Annotated in this window: 15 protein-coding genes; 8 read left to right on the top strand and 7 right to left on the bottom strand. The window is 60.5% G+C overall.

All coding sequences use genetic code 11. The features are described from left to right. The first annotated feature begins 162 nt into the window (after nucleotides 1-162). The 4 genes from BKX98_RS13940 to BKX98_RS13925 all read left to right on the top strand — a co-directional run bounded on the left by BKX98_RS13940 (nucleotide 163) and on the right by BKX98_RS13925 (nucleotide 2804). The gene (locus BKX98_RS13940; protein WP_038990347.1) at nucleotides 163-615 is read left to right on the top strand and encodes an FHA domain-containing protein; all 453 of its coding nucleotides are present in this window, start codon (nucleotides 163-165) and stop codon (nucleotides 613-615) included. 74 nt (nucleotides 616-689) lie between these two features. Next, complete coding sequence (locus BKX98_RS13935; protein ID WP_223308918.1) at nucleotides 690-1445, top strand: MerR family transcriptional regulator; 756 nt, start codon at nucleotides 690-692, stop codon at nucleotides 1443-1445. Nucleotides 1446-1485: 40 nt separating this feature from the next. Beyond that, the gene (locus BKX98_RS13930; RefSeq protein WP_038990348.1) at nucleotides 1486-1968 is read left to right on the top strand and encodes a bifunctional nuclease family protein; all 483 of its coding nucleotides are present in this window, start codon (nucleotides 1486-1488) and stop codon (nucleotides 1966-1968) included. A gap of 242 nt (nucleotides 1969-2210) precedes the next feature. Next, nucleotides 2211-2804: a MerR family transcriptional regulator gene (locus BKX98_RS13925; protein ID WP_038990350.1), complete on the top strand. Its 594-nt coding sequence runs from the start codon at nucleotides 2211-2213 to the stop codon at nucleotides 2802-2804. Nucleotides 2805-2909: 105 nt separating this feature from the next. On the opposite strand, the gene BKX98_RS13920 is transcribed toward BKX98_RS13925, so the two are convergent. Next, complete coding sequence (locus BKX98_RS13920; protein ID WP_038990475.1) at nucleotides 2910-3725, bottom strand: ParA family protein; 816 nt, start codon at nucleotides 3723-3725, stop codon at nucleotides 2910-2912. Nucleotides 3726-4076: 351 nt separating this feature from the next. Here BKX98_RS13920 and BKX98_RS13915 point away from each other — a divergent pair, with 351 nt between their 5' ends. Beyond that, nucleotides 4077-7529 carry a pyruvate carboxylase gene (locus BKX98_RS13915; RefSeq protein ID WP_073707674.1) on the top strand — a complete coding sequence of 1151 codons (3453 nt, stop codon included), beginning with the start codon at nucleotides 4077-4079 and terminating at the stop codon, nucleotides 7527-7529. A 100-nt stretch (nucleotides 7530-7629) separates the two neighbouring features. Then, nucleotides 7630-8172, top strand: a complete 543-nt coding sequence (locus BKX98_RS13910) for a hypothetical protein (RefSeq protein WP_038990352.1) — start codon at nucleotides 7630-7632, stop codon at nucleotides 8170-8172. Here BKX98_RS13910 and BKX98_RS13905 read toward each other — a convergent pair. From BKX98_RS13905 to BKX98_RS13895, 3 genes are all read right to left on the bottom strand, one after another. Next, nucleotides 8145-9956: a long-chain fatty acid--CoA ligase gene (locus tag BKX98_RS13905; protein ID WP_073707673.1), complete on the bottom strand. Its 1812-nt coding sequence runs from the start codon at nucleotides 9954-9956 to the stop codon at nucleotides 8145-8147. The two genes, BKX98_RS13910 and BKX98_RS13905, sit on opposite strands and share 28 nt — an antisense overlap. Before the next feature lie 113 nt (nucleotides 9957-10069). Beyond that, on the bottom strand, nucleotides 10070-10504 hold the full coding sequence (locus BKX98_RS13900; RefSeq protein ID WP_052253602.1) for a hypothetical protein: 435 nt from the start codon (nucleotides 10502-10504) through the stop codon (nucleotides 10070-10072). After that, nucleotides 10501-11277 carry a carboxylesterase gene (locus BKX98_RS13895; protein ID WP_158024700.1) on the bottom strand — a complete coding sequence of 259 codons (777 nt, stop codon included), beginning with the start codon at nucleotides 11275-11277 and terminating at the stop codon, nucleotides 10501-10503. The genes BKX98_RS13900 and BKX98_RS13895 overlap by 4 nt, the downstream gene beginning before the upstream one ends. A 133-nt stretch (nucleotides 11278-11410) precedes the next feature. On the opposite strand from BKX98_RS13895, the gene BKX98_RS13890 reads away from it, so the two are divergent. Both BKX98_RS13890 and BKX98_RS13885 read left to right on the top strand, forming a co-directional pair. Continuing rightward, nucleotides 11411-12082, top strand: a complete 672-nt coding sequence (locus BKX98_RS13890) for a 1-acyl-sn-glycerol-3-phosphate acyltransferase (RefSeq protein WP_066137548.1) — start codon at nucleotides 11411-11413, stop codon at nucleotides 12080-12082. An 80-nt stretch (nucleotides 12083-12162) separates the two neighbouring features. After that, nucleotides 12163-13557, top strand: coding sequence for a class II 3-deoxy-7-phosphoheptulonate synthase (locus tag BKX98_RS13885; protein ID WP_369826794.1), 1395 nt, complete (start codon nucleotides 12163-12165; stop codon nucleotides 13555-13557). Between the two features lie 72 nt (nucleotides 13558-13629). On the opposite strand, the gene BKX98_RS13880 is transcribed toward BKX98_RS13885, so the two are convergent. From BKX98_RS13880 to BKX98_RS13870, 3 genes are all read right to left on the bottom strand, one after another. After that, nucleotides 13630-15846: a Stk1 family PASTA domain-containing Ser/Thr kinase gene (locus BKX98_RS13880; RefSeq protein WP_073707672.1), complete on the bottom strand. Its 2217-nt coding sequence runs from the start codon at nucleotides 15844-15846 to the stop codon at nucleotides 13630-13632. A 202-nt stretch (nucleotides 15847-16048) separates the two neighbouring features. Continuing rightward, a complete protein-coding gene (locus BKX98_RS13875) occupies nucleotides 16049-16297 on the bottom strand; it encodes a WhiB family transcriptional regulator (protein WP_013348560.1) in 249 nt (82 codons plus the stop codon). Between the two features lie 614 nt (nucleotides 16298-16911). After that, nucleotides 16912-20745 (bottom strand): FHA domain-containing protein, encoded by a 3834-nt coding sequence (locus tag BKX98_RS13870; protein WP_073707671.1) that lies wholly within the window; start codon nucleotides 20743-20745, stop codon nucleotides 16912-16914. Nucleotides 20746-20937: the final 192 nt, after the last annotated feature.

Raw genomic sequence — 20937 nt, 5'->3', positions numbered from 1 at the left:
CCACACTGGCCATCCTGCGCATCGGAAAATATGTACTTTCTGTTATCACTTGGGCAGTGAGTAGGCTAATCTGTAAATAGTTTGGTAATACTGACTGTGCCAACGTAGAACACAAGGTCGTCACGCACGAACTGTAAGCAGAATTTTCTGGAGGACCCCACAATGTCGGAACATCGGCCGGTTGACCCGCACAACGAGTCTGCCTCTGAGACGACCAATATCGCTCTTCCTGGGGCGCACAAGGGTGCTGAACCTTCGGTCATCTACACCCTGAGTGAAGATGAGAAAAACGCAGTTAACGCCCTTCCAGCTGGTTCTGCGCTGCTTATCGCCCATTCAGGACCGAATAAGGGCGCACGTTTCCTGCTGGACACCGACGAGAGCATCGCAGGCCGGCATCCGAACGCCGATATCTTCCTGGATGACGTAACCGTTTCGCGTCGTCACGCCAAGTTCTCCCGTACTGGCGAGCGCTTCACCCTCAGCGACATCGGATCGCTCAACGGCACCTACATCAACGGGGACCGCATCGACGAAATCCCATTGAGCACCGGCGTGCAAGTTCAGATTGGCAAATTCCGCCTGAATTTCTACCAAAGCGTTCCCAACCTTTAAACTGGTAGAGTTCGAGGTTTTGTCCGCCGGCGTCTAGCACGCCGACATATCCATACATCCGAGGTGTAGACCCTTTGCCGATCTTTGACGCAGCCCGCAGCCCACGACTCGAGGCACCACGCCACGAGACCGTCCGGCAGGCCGCGCTGAATATCGGCGAAGTGCTCTCGGAACTCAAGGATGAATTCCCGCGCGTCACCGCTTCCAAGATCCGTTTCCTGGAAGACAAGGGTTTGATCATCCCGCAACGCACCTCAGCCGGATACCGGAAGTACTCCGCGTCGGACGTGAGCCGCTTGCGTTTCATCCTGTCCGTGCAACGCGACCAGTACCTGCCTTTGAAGGTCATCAAGGACCACCTTGACTCGGTGGACCGCGGTGAAGCACCGGCGGCATTGCCTGGGGGAGCCCCGGTGGCTCCCAAGGCAGTCAACAACGACATGGCCGAGGCCGTGGAGCGAAAGGCCCGTTCGGTCTCCATGGCTGAGCTGCAGGGGCTGACCGGCGCCAGTGAGGATCTCATCGGCGAATTGATCAAGTATGGCTTGATCGAACCGTTGGCTGGCCTGTTCGACGCCAGCAGCATCAAGGTCACCAAGTCGGCGGTACAGCTGGCCGGTCATGGCGTCGAGCCTCGCCATCTGCGGCAGTTCCGCACAGCGGCCGATCGCGAGTTCTCGCTGATCGAATCGATTGTCGGCAACGAACTGAAAAAGCCGGAAGTTTCCGCCCGCGCCCGTGCCGCGGAAGAGGCCCAGGAAATCTCCCGCCAGTGCCTGGAAATTCACGAAGCCCTAGTGCAACGTGCTATTTCCCAACTAGATCGCTAGGCTGAATTCCAACAGGAAACCACAACTCTAAGGGGCTAGCATGCTGGAACTGGAGTTTGCCGGGATCCGTATTCAACTGCCGGCGAATCAGCCGCTGCTGCTGCTCAAGTATCCAGAGCGGAATCTCTACCTGCCGCTGTGGATTGGCGCGCCCGAGGCTTCGGCCATTGCCATGTCCGAGCAAGGGCTCACACCGCCGCGTCCGATGACTCACGACCTGTTGATCAGCGTCATTGAAAGCATGGGCGTGAAACTTGAACGGATCGAAATCGTCTCGGTGCACAACGCCGTATTCGTCGCCGAACTCGTCCTCTCCAACGGAAAACGCGTGGATTCGCGTTCCTCTGATGCGGTGGCGCTGGCCGTGCGCGCGCAGTGCCCCATCATGTGCGCCGAGGATGTCCTGGAGGAAGCAGGAGTGGCGATCGAAAACGAGTCAGACGGCGAAGAAGCGCCCGAAGAGCAAATGCGGGAATTCCGGGAATTCTTGGACAACATTGATCCAGAGGATTTCTCCTCATAGAAATCGGACGTTTGGTTTCAGCGGAATACAGGCCTTGAATTGGGTAATTCCCGAAGCTCGCGCGACACGCCTTAAAGTTAAGCTTGAAGGTCTTTGACCATTAGGCATTATCGCCGTACCGTCTTTGCATAGGGACATTTAAATAGAGCTGTATTTTGATGGTCATCACTCGCATCTGCGCGGTTCTTATTCGGTCCCTGGATACTCGTTTAGGAACGTGCTGACACGCAAGGAGCAATTGGATGGAGTCTCGCCAGACTGGACCTCACTATGGGGTCGATGGTGGCACCAAGCAATCCAGTACCCAAGGGTTGCTCTTCACCGATGACCTGCCTGAGCTGGACGAGCATGCAGGCTACCGTGGTCCGATTGTGTGCAAGGCGGCAGGCATCACCTACCGCCAGCTCGACTACTGGGCACGTACCGGCTTGGTGGAGCCAGCAGTGCGCGGAGCCAAGGGCTCTGGCAGCCACCGGCTCTACTCCTTCCGGGACATCCTCGTGCTCAAGGTCGTCAAGCGGTTGCTGGACACCGGAGTATCACTGCAGCAGATCCGTTCGGCTGTTTTGCATCTGCGTGAACGCGGTGTCGAGGATCTTGCCCAGATCACCCTGATGAGCGATGGCGCTTCGGTCTACGAATGCACGAGCGCCGATGAGGTCATCGACCTCGTCCAGAAGGGCCAAGGCGTGTTCGGCATCGCCGTGGGCCGCGTCTGGCGCGAGGTCGAAGGATCGCTGGCCCAGCTGCCATCTGAGAGCTCTGCGCAGCAGACCCTGCCTGAAGACGAGCTGGCTGCCCGTCGTGCCGCCAAGGCCGCTCGCAACGTCGGCTAAGCTCGGGACTGGAAACCAATACTTAAACTACTGGCCGGATCTTCCACGAAGGAAGATCCGGCCAGTAGTTTAAGTTCCAATTTCTCCAGATATCGTCCGGAGATCCTAGGTGTTGTTCGGGCCTGCGGCAGACATGACTTCCTTGAGCAAGGCGTCAAACTGGGCCAGCATCGGGGCGGTGGCTTTCGAAGGCCACTGGTGCACCGAATACGCGGCGCCCTGGATCTGCTGCCACTCCGGGTGCTCGGGAATTTCGGGCTTGACCATGGAATCGCCGAACATCTGGCGCATTTCGCCCAAGCGGAAGGTATGCTCTGCAGAATCCTTGCGGACCCGGTTGGCGACGACGTGTACCGGTCCCAAGGAGGGAGCGAACTCGCGGCGGAACAGTTCCAATGCGCGCTGGGTGCGCTCGGTGCCGGCGACGGAGAACAGGCTGGGTTCTGCGACCAGCAGGAGCTGATCCGATGCGCTCCATGCCATGCGGGTCAGGCCGTTGAGCGATGGCGGGCAGTCGATGAGCACCAGCTGGTAACCGCTGGTGCGGCTCAGGAGCTGGGAGAGGCGGCGCAGGTCGCGGGTGCGCAGATCAGGGCGATCGTAGATTCCGGTGAAGGCGTCGCCAACAGCAACGTCGAGCACTGGAATGCGGGTGCGGGACTTCTTCTCTGCTGCCTTTGACTGCCAGGCGCTGGCGACAACCTGATCCTGCAGGCGGGCACGGCGAGCGTTCTTGAGCATCTGCCCAATTGGCTGCTTTCCGTTAGCCCGGACTCCGAGGCCAGTGCTGGCATCCGCATGGGGATCCAGGTCAATGACGAGAGTCGGAATGCCGGCGGCAAGTGCTGCTGAAGCCAATCCGAGTGTCACGGAGGTTTTTCCTACGCCACCCTTGAGGCTGCTGATGCTCACTACGTGCACGGACCAGACCACGCCTTTCACTGTTCGTTAGTTTAAACGTCCCACCGAATTTTTAGTCTCTCATCATCATAGTGTGCCGACCGGCGTTTCTCCGACTTTGCAACGTGAGTTTTTGCCATTAGGCACAAGTTAGTGATTAAAACTTCACAGCTCCAATTATTTCATGTGGTCTGACCACAAGATGAAATGTTTGGACGTTCTGGAGATTCCCCGTGTAGGGTATTTCACAGAAGTGGCAAATGCTTGCCGCTTTTCGAGACCCGACACGCTGGTGTGGCGGGCAAGCACCCGACGGAAACAGTCCCGAGGGTGCCGTTGTGCCAGCGTGTAATGATTCGATGTAGGGACACTATGTTTGAAAAGATCTTGGTCGCCAACCGCGGTGAGATTGCAATTCGTGCCTTCCGTGCCGGCTATGAGCTGGGCGCAAAGACCGTTGCTGTCTACCCACATGAAGATCGCAATTCGATCCACCGCCAGAAGGCCGCAGAGGCCTACCAGATCGGCGAAGAGGGCCATCCAGTCCGAGCCTACCTGGATATAGACGAGATTATCCGCGTTGCCAAAGAAGCCGGCGCGGACGCAATTTACCCGGGCTACGGATTCCTCTCGGAGAACCCCGATCTCGCCCGCGCTGCCGAAGCAGAAGGCATCAAGTTCATCGGTCCAAAGGCGGACGTGCTTGAACTGGCCGGCAACAAAGTTGCGGCACTGAAAGCGGCCCGCGAAGCAGGCATTCCGGTACTGGAATCCTCCGAGCCAAGCGATGACGTCGACTACCTGATCGCCGAGGCCGATCGCATCGGCTTCCCGATCTTCGTCAAGGCAGTAGCCGGCGGCGGCGGGCGCGGCATGCGCCGCGTCGACAAGCGCGAAGACCTGCCGGAACTGATGGGGGCGGCCATGCGCGAAGCCGGCACCGCCTTCGGCGATCCAACCGTCTTCCTGGAGCAGGCAGTGCTGCGTCCGCGCCACATCGAGGTGCAGATCCTCGCCGACGAGCAAGGCAACATCGTCCACCTGCATGAGCGCGACTGCTCGCTGCAGCGCCGCCACCAGAAGGTTGTCGAGATCGCTCCGGCACCGAACCTGGACGAGTCGATCCGCCAGGCGTTGTTCCGCGACGCCGTGAAGTTTGCCCAAACCCTGGGCTACCAGAACGCCGGTACCGTCGAATTCCTCGTCGATACCGTGGGCGAGCGCGCCGGTCAGCACGTCTTCATCGAAATGAACCCGCGCATCCAGGTGGAGCACACGGTGACCGAAGAAGTCACCGACATCGATCTGGTCCAGGCGCAGATGCGCATCGCCTCCGGCGAATCGCTGAAGGACCTGGGCATCAGCCAGGATGCAGTCCAGGTGCGTGGCTGGGCACTGCAGTCCCGCATCACCACCGAAGATCCGGCCAACGGCTTCCGTCCGGATGTCGGAACCATTACGGTGTACCGTTCGGCCGGCGGCTCGGGCGTACGCCTGGATGGCGGCACGATCTACACCGGTGCGGAGGTCTCGCCGCACTTCGACTCGATGCTGGTCAAGCTCACCTGCCGCGGCCGCGACTACGCTACCGCTGTGGCCCGCGCCCGCCGTGCGCTGGCCGAGTTCCGCGTGCGCGGCGTGGCCACCAACATCCCGTTCATCCAGAATGTGCTCAGCGACCCGCAGTTCCTGGCCGGTGATGTCGCTACCAACTTCATCGATTCCCGTCCGGATCTGCTTACCGGCAACGAGTCCCAGGACCGCGGCACCAAGGCGCTGAACTACCTGGCCCATGTCACGGTGAACCAGCCCAATGGCAGCCGTGTCGAGGGCATCGACCCGCGCAAGAAGCTTCCCGCGTTCCCGGGCGACAAGTCCGACGAGCCGGAGCGTTCGCCATTCGACGGCCCATCGAAGTCTGCCGCACCGGTTGATGGCTGGCGCCAGAAGCTGCTGGAGCTGGGCCCCGAGGGCTTTGCCAAGGCGCTGCGCGACTCGAAGGCGGTGGGCATCACCGATACCACCTTCCGCGACGCGCACCAGTCGCTGCTGGCCACCCGCGTGCGTACCCGCGACCTGCTCGCCGCCGCTCCGGCCTACGCGCACAACGTGCCGCAGCTGTTCTCCATGGAGGTCTGGGGCGGTGCCACTTACGATGTGTCCCTGCGATTCCTGGGCGAGGATCCATGGAAGCGCCTGGAGCTGCTGCGCGCCGAGCTGCCGAACATCCCGCTGCAGATGCTGCTGCGCGGACGCAACACCGTGGGCTACACCCCATACCCGACCGAGGTAACCGACGCGTTCGTGAAGGAAGCAGCCTCCGCCGGCATCGACATCTTCCGCATCTTCGACGCGCTGAACGATGTGTCGCAGATGGCCCCGGCCATCAAGGCAGTGCGCGAAACCGGCACCGCGGTCGCCGAAGTGGCCCTGTGCTACACCGGCAACTTGCTGGATGCCAACGAGAAGCTGTACACCCTGGACTACTACCTGGACCTGGCCCAGCAGATCGTCGATGCCGGTGCGCACATCATCGCGATCAAGGACATGGCAGGCCTGCTGCGCCCGGCCGCTGCCACCAAGCTGGTGACCGCGCTGCGCGAACGCTTCGACCTGCCGGTGCACCTGCACACCCACGACACCTCCGGCGGCCAGCTGGCAACCCTGATGGCTGCCATCGATGCCGGCGTCGACGCCGTGGACGTGGCCAGCGCGGCCATGGCGGGCACCACCTCGCAGCCTTCGGCGTCCGCACTGGTTGCGGCGCTGGAATTCACCGAACGCGATCCGGGCCTGTCGCTGGATGCCGTGGCGTCGCTGGAACCGTACTGGGAAGCAGTGCGCGCGATGTACAGGCCATTCGAATCCGGACTGCCGGCGCCGACCGGCCGTGTCTACCAGCATGAGATTCCTGGCGGCCAGCTTTCGAACCTGCGCCAGCAGGCCATCGCGCTGGGCCTGGGCGAGCGTTTCGAAGCCATCGAGTCGATGTACGCTTCGGTCAACGACATGCTCGGCAACGTGGTGAAGGTTACCCCGTCATCCAAGGTCGTCGGCGACCTGGCCCTGCAGCTGGTCGGCTCTGGCGTGCCCGCCGCGGACTTCGAAGCGAACCCGCAGAACTACGACATCCCGGATTCGGTCATCCAGTTCCTCTCTGGCGAGCTGGGCAACCCTCCAGGCGGATGGCCAGAGCCATTCCGCACGAAGGCGCTGCAGGGACGCAACGTCAAGGCCCGTATCGAGGACCTCTCGGCGGAAGACGCGGCGGCGCTGAAGTCGGATTCGGAGACGATCCGCGGCACCCTGAACCGGCTGCTCTTCGCAGGCCCAACTCGCGACTTCGAGAAGTCGGTGGAGAACTACGGCGATTTGTCCGTGCTGCACACCCGCGACTACCTCTACGGCCTGGTTCCAGGCATCGAGCATGTCATCTCGCTGGGCACCGGCGTCCGACTGCTCGTCCGGCTGGTATCGGTGTCGGAAGCTGACGAGAAGGGCCTGCGCACCGTCGTGGTCAACCTCAACGGCCAGTCCCGCCAGGTCAGGGTCCGCGATGAATCGGTGGAATCCACCGTGAAGTCCGCGCCGAAGGCCGACCCTAACGACAAGGGCCATGTCGCCGCACCATTCGCCGGAGCCGTGACGGTCAACGTCAAGGTCGGCGACTTGGTCGAGGCCGGCCAGTCGGTAGCCACCATCGAAGCCATGAAGATGGAGGCAGGCATCACCGCCAACACCGGCGGCGTGGTCAGCCAGGTAACCCTGAACGGCACCAGCCAGGTGCAGGGCGGTGATCTGCTGCTGGTCATCGAACCGAAGTAGCACCCGCCGTACCCGGAGCGCAGGGGCTCGCGACCACGGTTGCGGGCCCCTGCGCTCTGCCGCAAATGATCGTGCGAACCAACTAGCTGAAGGAGCAGGGATGCGCGCACACAAGACGAAGCCCGGGGCTGCGCCCGAGGAGCTGAAGCAACAAGTTGCCGAGCTGGGATCCAGGATCCTGCCCATCTCGGTACTGGTCTTCACCCTTGACACGCATCTGCCATTTTGCGAAATTGCCGAGCACTTGGCCGAGCAATTCGGCGAGCTGGAGTGCCAGGCCACGGTAGCCACGGCCGGGCCGCAGCGCGTGCAATCGGTGAGGGAAGGCAAATTCACCGGTGTGAACGTGCTGGTGGCGGTGGGGGATACCAGCGCCGAATCCGAAGACCGGTTGATGGAACTGGTGGAATGGCTGCTGGCCAATGGCCGCAAGGAGCTTGCCGCGAACCTGATCTACGCGGTGCTCGGCCACGAGCACCAGAACCACCCTGCCCCGGCGTTCAGCCGCGTGGTCCTGCCGCGCAGCTACTATGCCCGGACACAGCAAAGCGGCCTCAAGTTGCCTTGGGCCGCTTCAGCTCGCGAATCGTGGGAGCTGGCTCATGCTGTGCTGGATTATGCAGTGGGCTTGGGAGCCGAGTAGATCTGATCGATCACTGCTTCGTAGTCCTTGAGCACTACCGCACGCTTGATCTTCATCGAGGGAGTCAGATGGCCGGTTTCCTCGGTGAAGTCAGCGGGCACGATGCGGAAGGACTTGATTGCCTCTGCCTTGGAGACCGAGGCATTGGCCTTGTCGATTACCGCCTGCACGGTTTCGAGCACCTTCGGATGGGTCGACAACTCCTCCAGCGACAGGTCCTTGTCCATCTGGTGGCGGGCCAGCCAGCCCGGCAGGGCTTCCTGGTCCAGGGTCACCAGGGCCGCAATGAACGACCGGCCCTCGCCGATGACGACGCATTGGGATACCAGCGCGTCGGCGCGGATCTGGTCCTCGAGCAGGGCAGGAACCACGTTCTTGCCGCCAGCGGTCACGATGATTTCCTTCTTGCGGCCGGTGATCTTCAAGAATCCATCGGCATCGAGCTCGCCGATATCCCCGGTACGGAACCAGCCGTCGGTGAAGGTCTCGTCCTGGAGTTCCGGGCGGTTGCGGTAGCCGCGCATCACGCAGATGCCCTTGGCGAGGATCTCGCCGTCAGCGGCAATGCGCACGGCGTTGCCCGGCAGCGGCTTGCCGACGGTGCCGATCTTGATGCGGTCAAGCGTATTGACCGAAATCGGCGCGGTGGTTTCGGTCAGTCCGTAGCCTTCCAGAATGGTCACGCCCATCCCGTTGAAGAAATGGCCCAGGCGTTCGCCCAGCGGGCCGCCTCCGGAGACGGCATGGCGGATGTTGCCGCCCATGGCGGTGCGCAGCTTCTTGTAGAGCAGGGCGTCGAAGAGCTTATGCTTCAGATTCAGCGCCAACGGAACCTTGCCCTGCTGCGTGGCCTTGGAATACGCCACCGCGACGCTGACGCCGGCGTGGAAGATCTTGCCCTTGCCGCCGTCCTCGGCCTTGAGCATGGCCGAGTTGTAGACCTTCTCGAAGACGCGCGGCACGGCGAGGATGAAATTCGGCTTGAAGGACTGCAGGTCCTCGAGCAGGTGCTTGACGTCCGGGGTATGCCCGGTGCGGCAGCCGGCGGCCACGTTGACCACAGAGATGAAACGGGCGAATACGTGGGCCAGCGGCAGGAACATGATGGTCGATGCGCCCGGGTAGACGGCACCGGGCAAGGCAGCCACCGCATTCTCGGCCAGTTCCACGAAGTTGCCGTGGGTCAGCTCGCAGCCCTTGGGGCGGCCGGTTGTGCCAGAGGTGTAGATGATTGTGGCGACATCTTCCAGGGATGCGCCTGCCCGGCGGGTTTCGAGCAGCTGGTCATCGACGTTCTTGCCATCTTCGGAGAGCTGGTCCAGCCCGCCGTCGAACTGCCAGACATGATCCAGGGAATCGAGCTGCTCCTGATGGGCGGCGCGGCGCACGACCGCTTCTTGGGCGGCGGCCTCGACAACCACGGCCTTGGCGCCGGAATCCGAAACGATCCAGGCAACCTGGCTGGGGGAGGAGGTTTCGTAGATGGGAACGGTGATGCAACCGGCGAACCAGATGGCGAAGTCGACCAGTGTCCACTCGTATCGGGTCTTGGCCATCAGGGCGATCCTGTCGCCGGCCTCGATGCCGTTGGCGATGAAGCCCTTCGCGATGGCCCGGGCATCGGCAGCGAACTGCGAGGCAGTGACATCATTCCATGTTCCGTCGGCTCCCGGCTTGGAGAACAAGGCCGGGTTCGCCGCTGAATTCGCGTGGCGCAGCAGCAGATCGGTAATGTTCGACTGCTCTGGCGAATGAATGCGAATTGGCGAGCTGTATTCGCGCATCTGGTCTTCAACTCCTGAAACTTCGTGTGACCCCATTAGCAATTGCGGGTAATCCGCATCACATGTTTATTACTATAGAGTAACCTACGGTGGTTCGTGCTCAAAGCCGTTTTCTAGACTTGCGCCCCATCATCTCCCGGATCGCGTTCAGTGGGAAGACGTTTCAGTAAGTATGCGACTCCGAGCAGGGCGATGATTCCCAAACCGAAATAAATGAACGCCGGAGCCGAGCGGAAAAACAGCACGCACAGCAGCAACCCCAGCGGGCCGCCAGCCGCGCCAGCCCAGGCGAGATTCAGCATCGGATCGCCCGAACCCAGTGCGGCGGGTGCTTCTGGAACGAACTCCTCGCCGGTGTCGTCGACTTCGTAGTCGCGTGGACCGCGAACCGCGGCAGGTCCGGTGTTGAACAGCTTCTCCAGCTGCGCCTTGCGCTCTTCGGCGCTGGGTTCGCGTGGTGCCGCGGCATCGAGCTGGCGGAAATTCTCGACCAGCTCATCCCATTGCGGGTCTTGCTGGTTCGAAGGATGGGCATCATCTGGATTCATGCGCGTTCCTCCTTGCGCTTCTGCTCCTTGGCGGCCAGCTGCGCGAAGAAGCGGGCCGATTCATGGAAGATCTGCTCGGCATCGTAATCCAGCGTGGCCACATGCTTGGAGTGCAGGAGCATATGGTGCTCGGCCAAGGTGCCCGGGTTCAAGCCCCCGACCAGTTCGCGCACCGATTGCTCCGAAACCACGTTGTCAACGGTGGACCGGAAGAGCTGCACCGGGGCGCTGACCAATTCCAGGCGGCGGCGGGTCTGGGCAAAGAGCGCGTGGAGTTCGGCTACTGCCGCTACCGGGGTGCGCGGGTAGGCCCCTTCATCGACGCCGCGCTTGGCAATGTCATTGCTGATCGGGGCGACAGTGCGCACGGCATGCTTGAGCCAACGGGTATAGGGCGCCAAGCGGGAGTCCACGACCAGTCCCGGGTTGACCAGCGACACACCAGCCACGTTGCGCCGGGTCGCCAGATGCAGGGCCAGCGCGCCACCCATGGAAAGTCCGGCGACGAATACCTGCTGGTGGGTCCTGGCGAGCTCGTCGAATGCTTCTTCGGTGGCACCGATCCACTGGTCGTACCCTCGGCCGACCATGTCCTGCCACTGTGTGCCGTGGCCTGGCAAAAGCGGGACGTCAGTGTCGAACCCGGCCAGCTCCAGGGAATCCGCCCAAGGCCGCATGGCGACGGGGGAGCCGGTAAAACCATGGATCAAGAGCACTGCGTTGGAGCGCACGGGCTCATTGAGCGGAGTATTGCCTTCATCAATTTTCATCATGGTACCCTCCCGAATTCTGCCTACACCTCCGAGCGTAGTGCACAATTGAATGGTGCGGAGTGCGCTTCGACCAGCAAGGTCGCGGTTTCTCTTCCCGCGTAGCTGGTCAACTAGAAGAAGGACTTTTCCCGCCGTGCTGTACGACTTCCTCAAGCGTTTCGCTGTCCGGCCAATTATCCGAATTTTCTTCCGCGTCAAGATCCAGGGCATCGGCAATGTGCCGGAAACCGGCGCGGCAATCCTGGCTTCGAATCACTTGTCGGTGTGCGACTCGGTGTTCCTCCCCGCTGCGTTGGACCGCACCGTCATCTTCCTGGCCAAGGACGAGTACTTCAATGGCACCGGCATCAAAGGCAGGATCACCGCGTGGTTCTTCCGCAACATCAACCAGCTGCCCATGGACCGGTCGGGCGGGCAGAAATCGGCGGCCTCGCTGGCCAGCGCCAAGAAGGCGCTGGAGCAGGGACAGGTGCTGGGCATCTATCCCGAAGGGACGCGTTCTCCGGATGGCCGGTTGTACCGGGCCAAGCTCGGTGTCGCCAAGCTCGCCTTGGAGACCGGCGCACCGGTGATACCGATTGCGATGATCGGTACCGACAAGGTGCAGCCCATCGGCCAGAGCCTGCCTCATCCGGGAAAGGTCGGCATCAAGATCGGCAAGCCGCTGACCTTCGAGCACCTGGGCGGCCAGCCATCGAACCCCGAAACGCTCCGTGCCTGCGCCGACGAAATCCGCAAGGCGATCAATGTCCTCTCAGGACAGAGCTACGTTGATATCTACGCACCGCGCAAAGCGAAGAAGTAGCAGCGCACCAGCGGCAGTGTTACGGCTCGTTGTTACATTCGTCGCGGTGCTTTGAGCCCACGCCACGTAGAATGGGCAAGGTGAGCGAAGAAAACCGAACCCCATTGCCCGGCTCCTCTGTAGCCGGCCCCGCCACCGATCCGCAACTAGATTTGTGGCGTGAACTGCCAATTGCCCAGCAGCCGACCTGGCGTGAGCACAAGGACTATCAGTCCTCCATCAAGGAATTGGGTTCGCGTCCGCCACTGGTATTTGCCGGCGAAGTCGACGTACTGCGCGAACGCCTGGCCGCGGCGGCCCAAGGCAAGGCCTTCTTGCTGCAGGGAGGCGACTGCGCCGAAACCTTTGCCGACGCGACCGCAGACAAGATTTCCTCGCGTGTGCGCACCATCTTGCAGATGGCCGTCGTGCTGACCTATGGCGCCTCGATGCCGGTCATCAAGATGGGGCGCATGGCTGGCCAGTTCGCCAAGCCGCGCTCCTCGAATGACGAAACCCGAGATGGTGTAACTTTGCCGGCATTCCGCGGCGACATCGTCAACGGCTTCGATTTCACGCCGGAGTCCCGTGCCCACGATCCAAAGCGCATGGTGCAGGCCTACAACACCTCATCTGCGACGTTGAACCTGATCCGCGCCTTCACCCAGGGCGGATTCGCCGACCTGCGCAGCGTTCACTCTTGGAACAGCGGCTTCATGGCCAATCCGGCGCACTCCGCCTACGAGCAGCTGGCCGGGGAAATCGACTCGGCCATCCGCTTCATGGATGCCTGCGGAGCAGACTTCGAGGCGCTCAAGCGCACCGAGTTCTTCGCTTCCCATGAAGCCTTGCTGCTGGACTACGAGCGTGCGCTGACCCGTACCGACTCCCGCACCGGCCTGCCGTACGCGACCTCGGGCCACTTCCTGTGGATCGGCGAACGCACCCGCCAGCTGGACCACGCCCACGTTGATTTCCTCTCGCGCGTGCGCAACCCAATCGGCGTGAAGCTGGGCCCAACCACGGATCCAGAAGATGTCTTGGCGCTGATCGACAAGCTCGATCCGAACCGCGAGCCGGGCCGACTGACCTTCATCACCCGCATGGGTGCGAAGAACATCCGCGAGAAGCTGCCGAACCTGGTGGAGAAAGTCACTGCATCAGGAGCACAGGTGCTGTGGGTTACCGACCCAATGCACGGCAACACGGTCACCAGCCAGAACGGCTACAAGACCCGCAACTTCGAAGACGTCATGGACGAAGTCCGCGGCTTCTTCGAGGTGCACGACTCGCTGGGCACCTTCCCGGGCGGTCTGCATGTGGAGATGACCGGCGACGATGTTGCTGAGTGCCTCGGCGGCGCGGATCCGATCCGCGAGGAAGACTTCGATTCGCTGTATGAGTCGCTGTGCGACCCGCGGCTGAACCACCGCCAGTCCCTGGAAATGGCCTTCCTGGTCTCCTCGGCACTGCAGAGCCGCAGCCGCAATCGCTAGCAGCTAGAAAAGTAATCCGGTTCCCCAAGCGGGAACCGGATTATTTTTTGTGAACTGGAAGCGCCAACGGCCCTAGAAAGCGTAGATGCTGATCTCGCTGCCGCGCACGGCTTGCTGGTGCAGCGGAGATTGCATGCGCACGGTTTGGCCGAAACCGCCAAAGACATCATGGGTCTTGACGGTAAAACCGGCGGATTCCAGCGTCGTGACGGCTTCTTCCACGCCCATGCCAATCACGGACGGGATCTGGACGTACTCCGGTCCTTGCGAAAGATTTACCGTCACGGTGCTGCCATATGGGACGGTGCCCTGAGCTGGATCCTGGAGTGCGATGAGGTCGTTTTCGACCGTCGAGGAATGGACGGCTTCACCTGCCTCAAGCTCCAGGCCAACCGCCTCAAGCTTCTCCTTGGCCGCCTCCTTGCCAAGGCCGATGACCGAGGGAACGCTGACCGGAGCATGTCCCTTTGAAATGGCAAGGGTGATGATGTTCTTCCTCGGCAATTTCTCGCCGGCGGCCGGGGTGGAACTGATGACTTCGCCCTCCTTGACCGATTCCGAGTAGGCTTCGGTGGTCTTAATGTCCTCGAAGCCGACCTCGGCCAGGGCCGTGGTGGCCTGCTCAAGGGTTTTCCCGGCAACATCCGGTACCGCAAAAAGCTGCGGCCCTTGTGAAACGATCAGGTCGATTCCCTGGAACTTCATGATGTTTTCGCCGGTTCCAGGTTGCGAATCCACCACCCGGCCGATGGCAATCTCATCGTCGTAGGCGGTGCCTATGCGAACGGGAACGCCTTGGCCGTCCATCTGCGCGACTGCCTGGGACTGGAGCATTCCGGTCAATGACGGGATGCGGATAATTGTTCCGGGGCCGCGGCCGAAGAACCATCCTGCGCCGGCCACCAGAGCGACGACGAGGATCCACATCAGCGTGATGACGAACCTCTGCGTTCCGGTGCGCGGCTGGCGCAAACTGTGGGTGGGCACCTGGGCTTCCTTGCGCCACTTCCTTGCGGCTTGCTTCTGCGCACGCTTCTGGCCACGGACCGACAGCGGAGCTTCATCGGCTTCGCCATGTTCTTCGGTTGATTCCAACTCATCGCCACGGGAGTACACCGACGTCGCGGCAATTCCAGGATCCGAGCCGGGATCAGCCGCACGAGGCGGGGCCAAGGTGGCTTGGGCGTCGCGAAGGTCCAGGACCTCGGTGGCATCGGCGGCGGCAATGACCGTCGTACGATCAGGATCGGCTGGAGCATCATCTAGTTCGTAGCCGGCCTCTTGCTGTGCAGCGTTCCGCTCCAGCCACAGCTGTTCACGTTCTTCCTCGCGCTCGCGTTGCATCGCATCTAGGCGCTGCTGCAGCGTCGTAGGCATCTGGGCGAATGCTTGCGGCGCGAGATCTTCGATCCCGCCGAGGTCCTCGGCACCGACATCCAATTGCGCATCGCTGAGCGTGGAGCGGATCTGGATGATCTCCTCCAGCAGCAATGAGGCATCCTGCGGACGCTTTTCCGGATCCTTCTCGGTGCACCATCGAACAAGTTCATCGAGATCTTCGGCCAAATCGGGAACGAGGTCCGAGGGCGGGGGCATGGGGGAGTCCAGATGATGTTTCATCAATGCGGCTGCATTGGTTTCGGTGTACGGCAATTGCCCAGTCAGCATCTGATAGATCATGATGCCCAGGGCATAGATGTCGCTGCGCGAATCGGCTGGCGCGCCTGAAACCAGTTCAGGAGAAACATGGGACAGCGTTGCCACGAGCGTCGCCGACTGGGTATGGGCGCTCGCGGCACGGGCCAAGCCGAAGTCGGTGACTTTGACTTCACCGGTATCGGAGAGCAGCACGTTGGCCGGTTTCATGTCCCGGTGGATGATGCCCTCGCTGTGCGCGGCGCTGAGGCCGCGGCAAATCTGCTCAAGGACGCTGAGGGCCTGGCGCGGTGTAAAACGCCCGCGTTCCTCTATGACCTGTTCGAGATTGCGCCCGCGAACATATTCCATCACGAGGTACACCAGATTGTCGCTCACGTTGTGATCTCGGATGGAGACCACATTCGGATGGGTGATATTCGCGGCGATGACAGCTTCAGATTCGAATCGTTCACGAACCGTGGACTCGCTGGCGAAGTTGTCATTCAAGATCTTCACGACAACGGCTCGGTGCAACCGCTTGTCCATGCTGCGGTAGATCCGTGACATGCCACCCAGAGCGAGCAGATGGTCGAGCCGGTAGCGGCCATCCAGCGTCTTGCCCAGGTTCGGGTCGGTCGGGGCCGGGCTCATTTTGCGGACGCACCTGCCTGAACGGTGCGCGCGAAGCGGGCCAGAGTCACTAACGGATCCTTTCGAACATGAATACTACTTTTAATGTACCTAGGTGAGCTGACAATTTGCCGTTTAAACTCGAAATCCGCCAGTGGTGTTGACCGCTGGCGGATTTCGTATAGCGTCTCGGGTTGCGAGAATTACCTCGAGCGCAGCTCAATTAGGAAGCGCGGCGAGCTCGTGCTGCGCGACGCTTCAAGGCACGGCGCTCATCTTCGCTCATGCCGCCCCATACCCCTGCGTCCTGGCCGGACTCAATGGCCCACTGCAGGCAGGTTTCGGTTACTTCACATCGACGGCAGACGCTCTTGGCCTCTTCGATCTGCAACAGGGCCGGACCGGTGTTTCCCACTGGGAAAAACAGTTCCGGGTCCTTTTCCAGACACGCCGCGCGGCTACGCCAATCCATGCTTATTGATGCTCCTTGAAATCTGAGAGGGTCTGAAACGCCAACGGCAATCAACACACAGGCAACAACGACCTAGGAGTGAAATGAATTCCTGGTTGCCTAGTGGTTAACTTCTGGCGTTTCGAAAGGTCGGTGAAGTCCATTCGGGCACTTCGTTTAACCAACCACATAAGGTTTTCATGTAACGCGGAAGTAAACAAGAGTCACGGAAGTGAAAAGTTGCTGAATGCCTGAGGGCTTTCTCACATGGCATTTGGCACCTGGATCCGCTAGTTATCGGTGGTGTGGCGCGAACAACAGCGAAAGTCAATTGTTGCGGTTTGAGTTCCCGTAGAAGGTCAACGAAAATTGTTGATGTGAGCAACGAAAATACAACCTCGTCCCGCCCAACCAGTGTTTTCGTGGTTGCCGCGCTGGTCCTGATTGAAGCACTGGCCACCCTGGCGTACGCCATCAGCTACATGCTGAACCTGGATGCCAATGGAACAGTCAACATGGGCGGGCAGCTATTCATGCTGGCTCTTTGCTTGCTGCTTGCTGTTTGGCACGGCTCGGTTGCCATTAACTTCTTCAAGGGAAAAGCGTTCACTCGTGCTCCGATTATCGTTTGGCAACTATTCCAGCTCATCCTCTCCGTTTCGTTCCTGAGCTCCGACATCCCGATGGTGACGGCCGCGGCGGTCCTGTCCATTGTGATCGCGGGAACTACTGTGGTGATGCTCTTCGCCCCGAAGACGACCGCATTCCTCGGAGACCGGCCGAATCGCTGAAAGCCCGCCAGATAATTCGTACGGAATGTGAATCACACGAGGGTTGCCTCGTTTAGAGATGATGGCGGCCCAATAATCCTTGAACCCTTGGTCAATCTCCGGGTGGATCGGCGGCCAGTTCATCGGTTGAAGATCCTGCGGATGATGGGCTTCGACAACAATCACCTGGCGATCATCTAGCCCATTGACGCTCATTCCCAAGTCGTAGGCGATCCTGTTGGACGGTGGAACGAATAGCACGACACCGATCCCACTGGACTTCAGTGCCTCAATGATCGGCGGCAGGCGCGAATCACTAGTGGTTTCCAAGTACACGCAGAGCAATTCCTGCCGGTCCCCGGATGAGGCGTCATCGAGAGCCCGGACGAACCGATCCAAGTCCGACAAGCCGCAAATATGCATGGCGTTCCAGCGCCCAGCGAGCACATCGCTCAACTGCCCGCGCTGTAGCGTATCGGGACAGAGCACAATGGCTAGTTGCCCTGCTGGTCGAGGCACGGCTTCACCATCAAAGGGCGAGAATCCCAGAAAAGTTTCCGGGCGCAGCGCAGATCCTGCAAAGATCTCTCTGGCCGTTGGCCGGACCGGCCAGGCGCTATCGGCGACGCCAGCCGAATGTGCGTGGGTGAGTTGGAAGACTTGCGGCGGTTGCCCGGAACTTAGTTTGACTCCGCGGCCAGGCAGCGGAGAACAAGCCGGAATCTTGGGCCAGATCATCTTCAACGACTCGGTGGCGTTGAATGGGAAAAACCATTGCTCGGTGCAAAGACCAGTGGACTTTAAGGCATTCTGGTCCCGGTCGACGGAACAAAGAACCATTGGCGATTCAGGCCCGCCGAAGCGCAATAGCGTACCGAGTGCTTCATCCAAGCGTTGAAAATGCTGGGGGTGGATGTTGGACTGCAACTGGGTGAGTGAATGTACAAGAATGATCAATGCCGGATCCTTCGGCATGGATTCCACGAAGTCGACAGCTTCGAAGAAGTCGTAGGGATCTTCACCGGTGACAACTTTGAGGTTCTTGGCGGCATCAGGAACTGGTGATGGACCGAAGCACAATATTTTTCTTGTCGAATCGGCAAGGGAAGCAAATAGCGCGCGTGCACCGGCTTCAGGCAGGCCGCAGATCAACGTTGATCGTGAACGGGCAGGGTCGAGGACCAGCGGCTCGAGCCGGGCCAGATGCAGGTTATCTGCAATACCGCAGCAGATAGCCCCGCGCTCCTTCCCCTCCCAAGACGGCGGCGAAGGCCATGGTTCTGATGGCAATGGCAACGCCGGGGCAAAACCGGATGCCGGCAGCTCCGTACCTGACCATCGTGAAGAAAGCTCGGAGGCACGGTCGCGCAATGGATCTCCGGTTGCTGATGCAACGCTCTTCTCGAATTGGCACAGGGGAAGCAAGGTGAGATCTTGGCGATTCCGCTCGAATAATTCGCCGTGCAGAGGTGGCTCGATGGCCAGATGGAATTGCAGGCACCGAGTTGGCTTGGAAGCACTCTTGATGATCGCCTGGCCAGGGAAGAGGAATTTGGATGCTTGGACGGAGCCAACCAGTTCGATCGATTCGCCTGGGTCGTTGACCCTCAAGGCGATTGTCGTGTTCAAGTTCGCCTTGGTTTGCCCGGTCAAGGCGCCAGCCGGTCGTTGCGTACTGAGAATCAGGTGGATACCGAGAGCCCGGCCTACCGCAGCCAAGCGATCAATTCTGGCGCTGGCTTGAGGCAGGGTTTCGATGAAGACGCGGAATTCGTCAATGACGACTACCAAGCGAGGCAGGACTGGGCCTGGTTCAGCGAGATCTTGATATTCGGCAATGTCGCTGCAACCGTGATCCGCCAAAAGCTCTTCGCGCCGATGCACTTCATGCTCCAATTGCTCTAACGTACGCTGAGCCGCGGCTTCATCAAGGTCGCTTGCGAAGAGCTGGACGTGGGGCAAGCCTGCATAAACACCGAGCCCAGCTCCACCCTTGAAATCAATGAGCACGAGAGCGAGCTGAGCCGGCGAATAGTTGCAGGAAAAATCTGCGATGATGCGCCGGAGCGCTTCTGACTTGCCCGAGCCGGTCGTGCCGCATACCAGTACGTGCGGACCGTCCTCGTGAAGGTCGAGGAACACGTCCTCTTGCTGGTCATCCAGACCCAGAAGCGCGCGTAGGCACCGGGAGCCAGATGGCCTTGAGTCTGGATTCTCTGTTGCTGCTTTCTTAGGCAGCTGCACATATTGCTGCACCATCTTGTCGAACCGAGCGAGGCTCAGCGTGCCCAGGCTCTGAAGAACTAGCCGTTCGTCGGGCAAATGCGCACAGACGGGGCTTGGAACAATCCAATTCTCCACAGACTCGGACAGTACCGGCGAAATGCCCAGCACCAGTGTGCCGGATATGGGCTGCGGTGATTGGGCAGTGACGTACAGCGTGGCCAGACCGGCTTCCTCTTTCCTGAGGAAGCTCGATTCATCGGAATCGGACAGATGGGACATGCAGACGTTGTTCATCAAGAGCAATGACGCAGGAAGACAGCGAATACTGGGATCGATCACCAGCCGTAGCTGGCCGGCATGTATAGCCGGGAGGTAACGCGCAAGAACTGCGGCGAGAATCGATCCCGCACTTTGCCCTTGCACAGTCTTCAATTGCCAGACGCCCGGGGTGCTTGGGAAGAACACCGGACCAAACCAGGGCGCATCCGTCTTCGTCTTTCTGAGGCCTCGAAATATCTTGCGCACGCCCGTGGAAGAAGGACGAGAGAATTCTTGGGGAGACCACAGGCCCTCGCCCCAAACCAAGGGTGGTATCCGATTACAGGACAGGCCCAAAGACGAAGCATCCAGTCCAGCTACGAACGCTTCGCCAAGGTCCGGGGAGTATCTCGTTCTTGCGGCGATCGCGAACGCCCGCTGCTCTTGCATTTCGCTTTTCCACCGACGCCGTTCCACCACCAGCTGACCCGCAGGTACCAGCCCCATCAGGGCAGAAACGCCGCTCAAGACCAGGAAGAGCATTGAACCGGTAACCACGGCAAGCAAGACGCCGGAAATGATCGGAACAAATGCGGCTAAGGCCAATGCAATCAATCGGGACAGTTCGGGCTTTGAAGGTGCCTGGATTTCCAACTGTTCGGAGGAGACCAGATGACCGGAGTCGGCAGCTAATGGATCGCCTACGGCGAATTCGGTGTTGCCTAGCCGGAAGCGTGACCCCTGCTCCAGCTCGACGGACTGGCGGTGGCTTCCATCTGGCATGGCAATTTCTTGCTCGGCACACGCGTGCAGGTGCAAGCCCTGTGCTGTCACGATGACCTTCGCATGATTCCTGGAAACCAGCGGATCTTCCAACCAGAGCGGGGCAGTTCGGCCGATGACATGCTCTCCCTTCGTGAGCGGAATCCAGGCACCAGCGTCGGGGCCGCGAAGCACTAGCAGCTTGAGGCGCGAAGCAGCGGTGCCTGAGACGAGAGCGGGCTGGGGCAGTTCATGGAGCACGAGGCGATCGGCAGCAGACAGAGTCTCCAATTCTTCTATCCGCGTTGCTCCCGCAAACCATCGATGGTCCGGGAAGTTCCGCTGCAGGAGCGCGGCGAGCTGCTCGCCCGAGATTCGCCCGGACATGACAAGTTCGAATTGTCTCGGATGCTGGAATTTTCGGGAAACCAGAAGCAATTCATAGCGGACCATGAGCCCTCCTGAAGGTGATGGAAAGTAGCCTTTCCCATCAAAACCAGCAATTTGGTCGGCATCGGGAAATATAAATCCCATTGTGGAGAGAGAATTAAGAACTATCCACAACTGCAGCAACCTCTTGAAAGCGGTCTCCGCTGCAGATAGCATCCCTTGTCATACGAATAGGTATGCTGCACCGACGACGCG

It is taken from the genome of Glutamicibacter sp. 0426 (genome assembly GCF_001906485.1).
Taxonomy (GTDB): Bacteria; Actinomycetota; Actinomycetes; order Actinomycetales; family Micrococcaceae; genus Glutamicibacter; species Glutamicibacter nicotianae.
The sequence above is the reverse complement of the archived record's forward strand: the minus strand, read 5'-3'. Positions and strand labels throughout refer to the sequence as shown.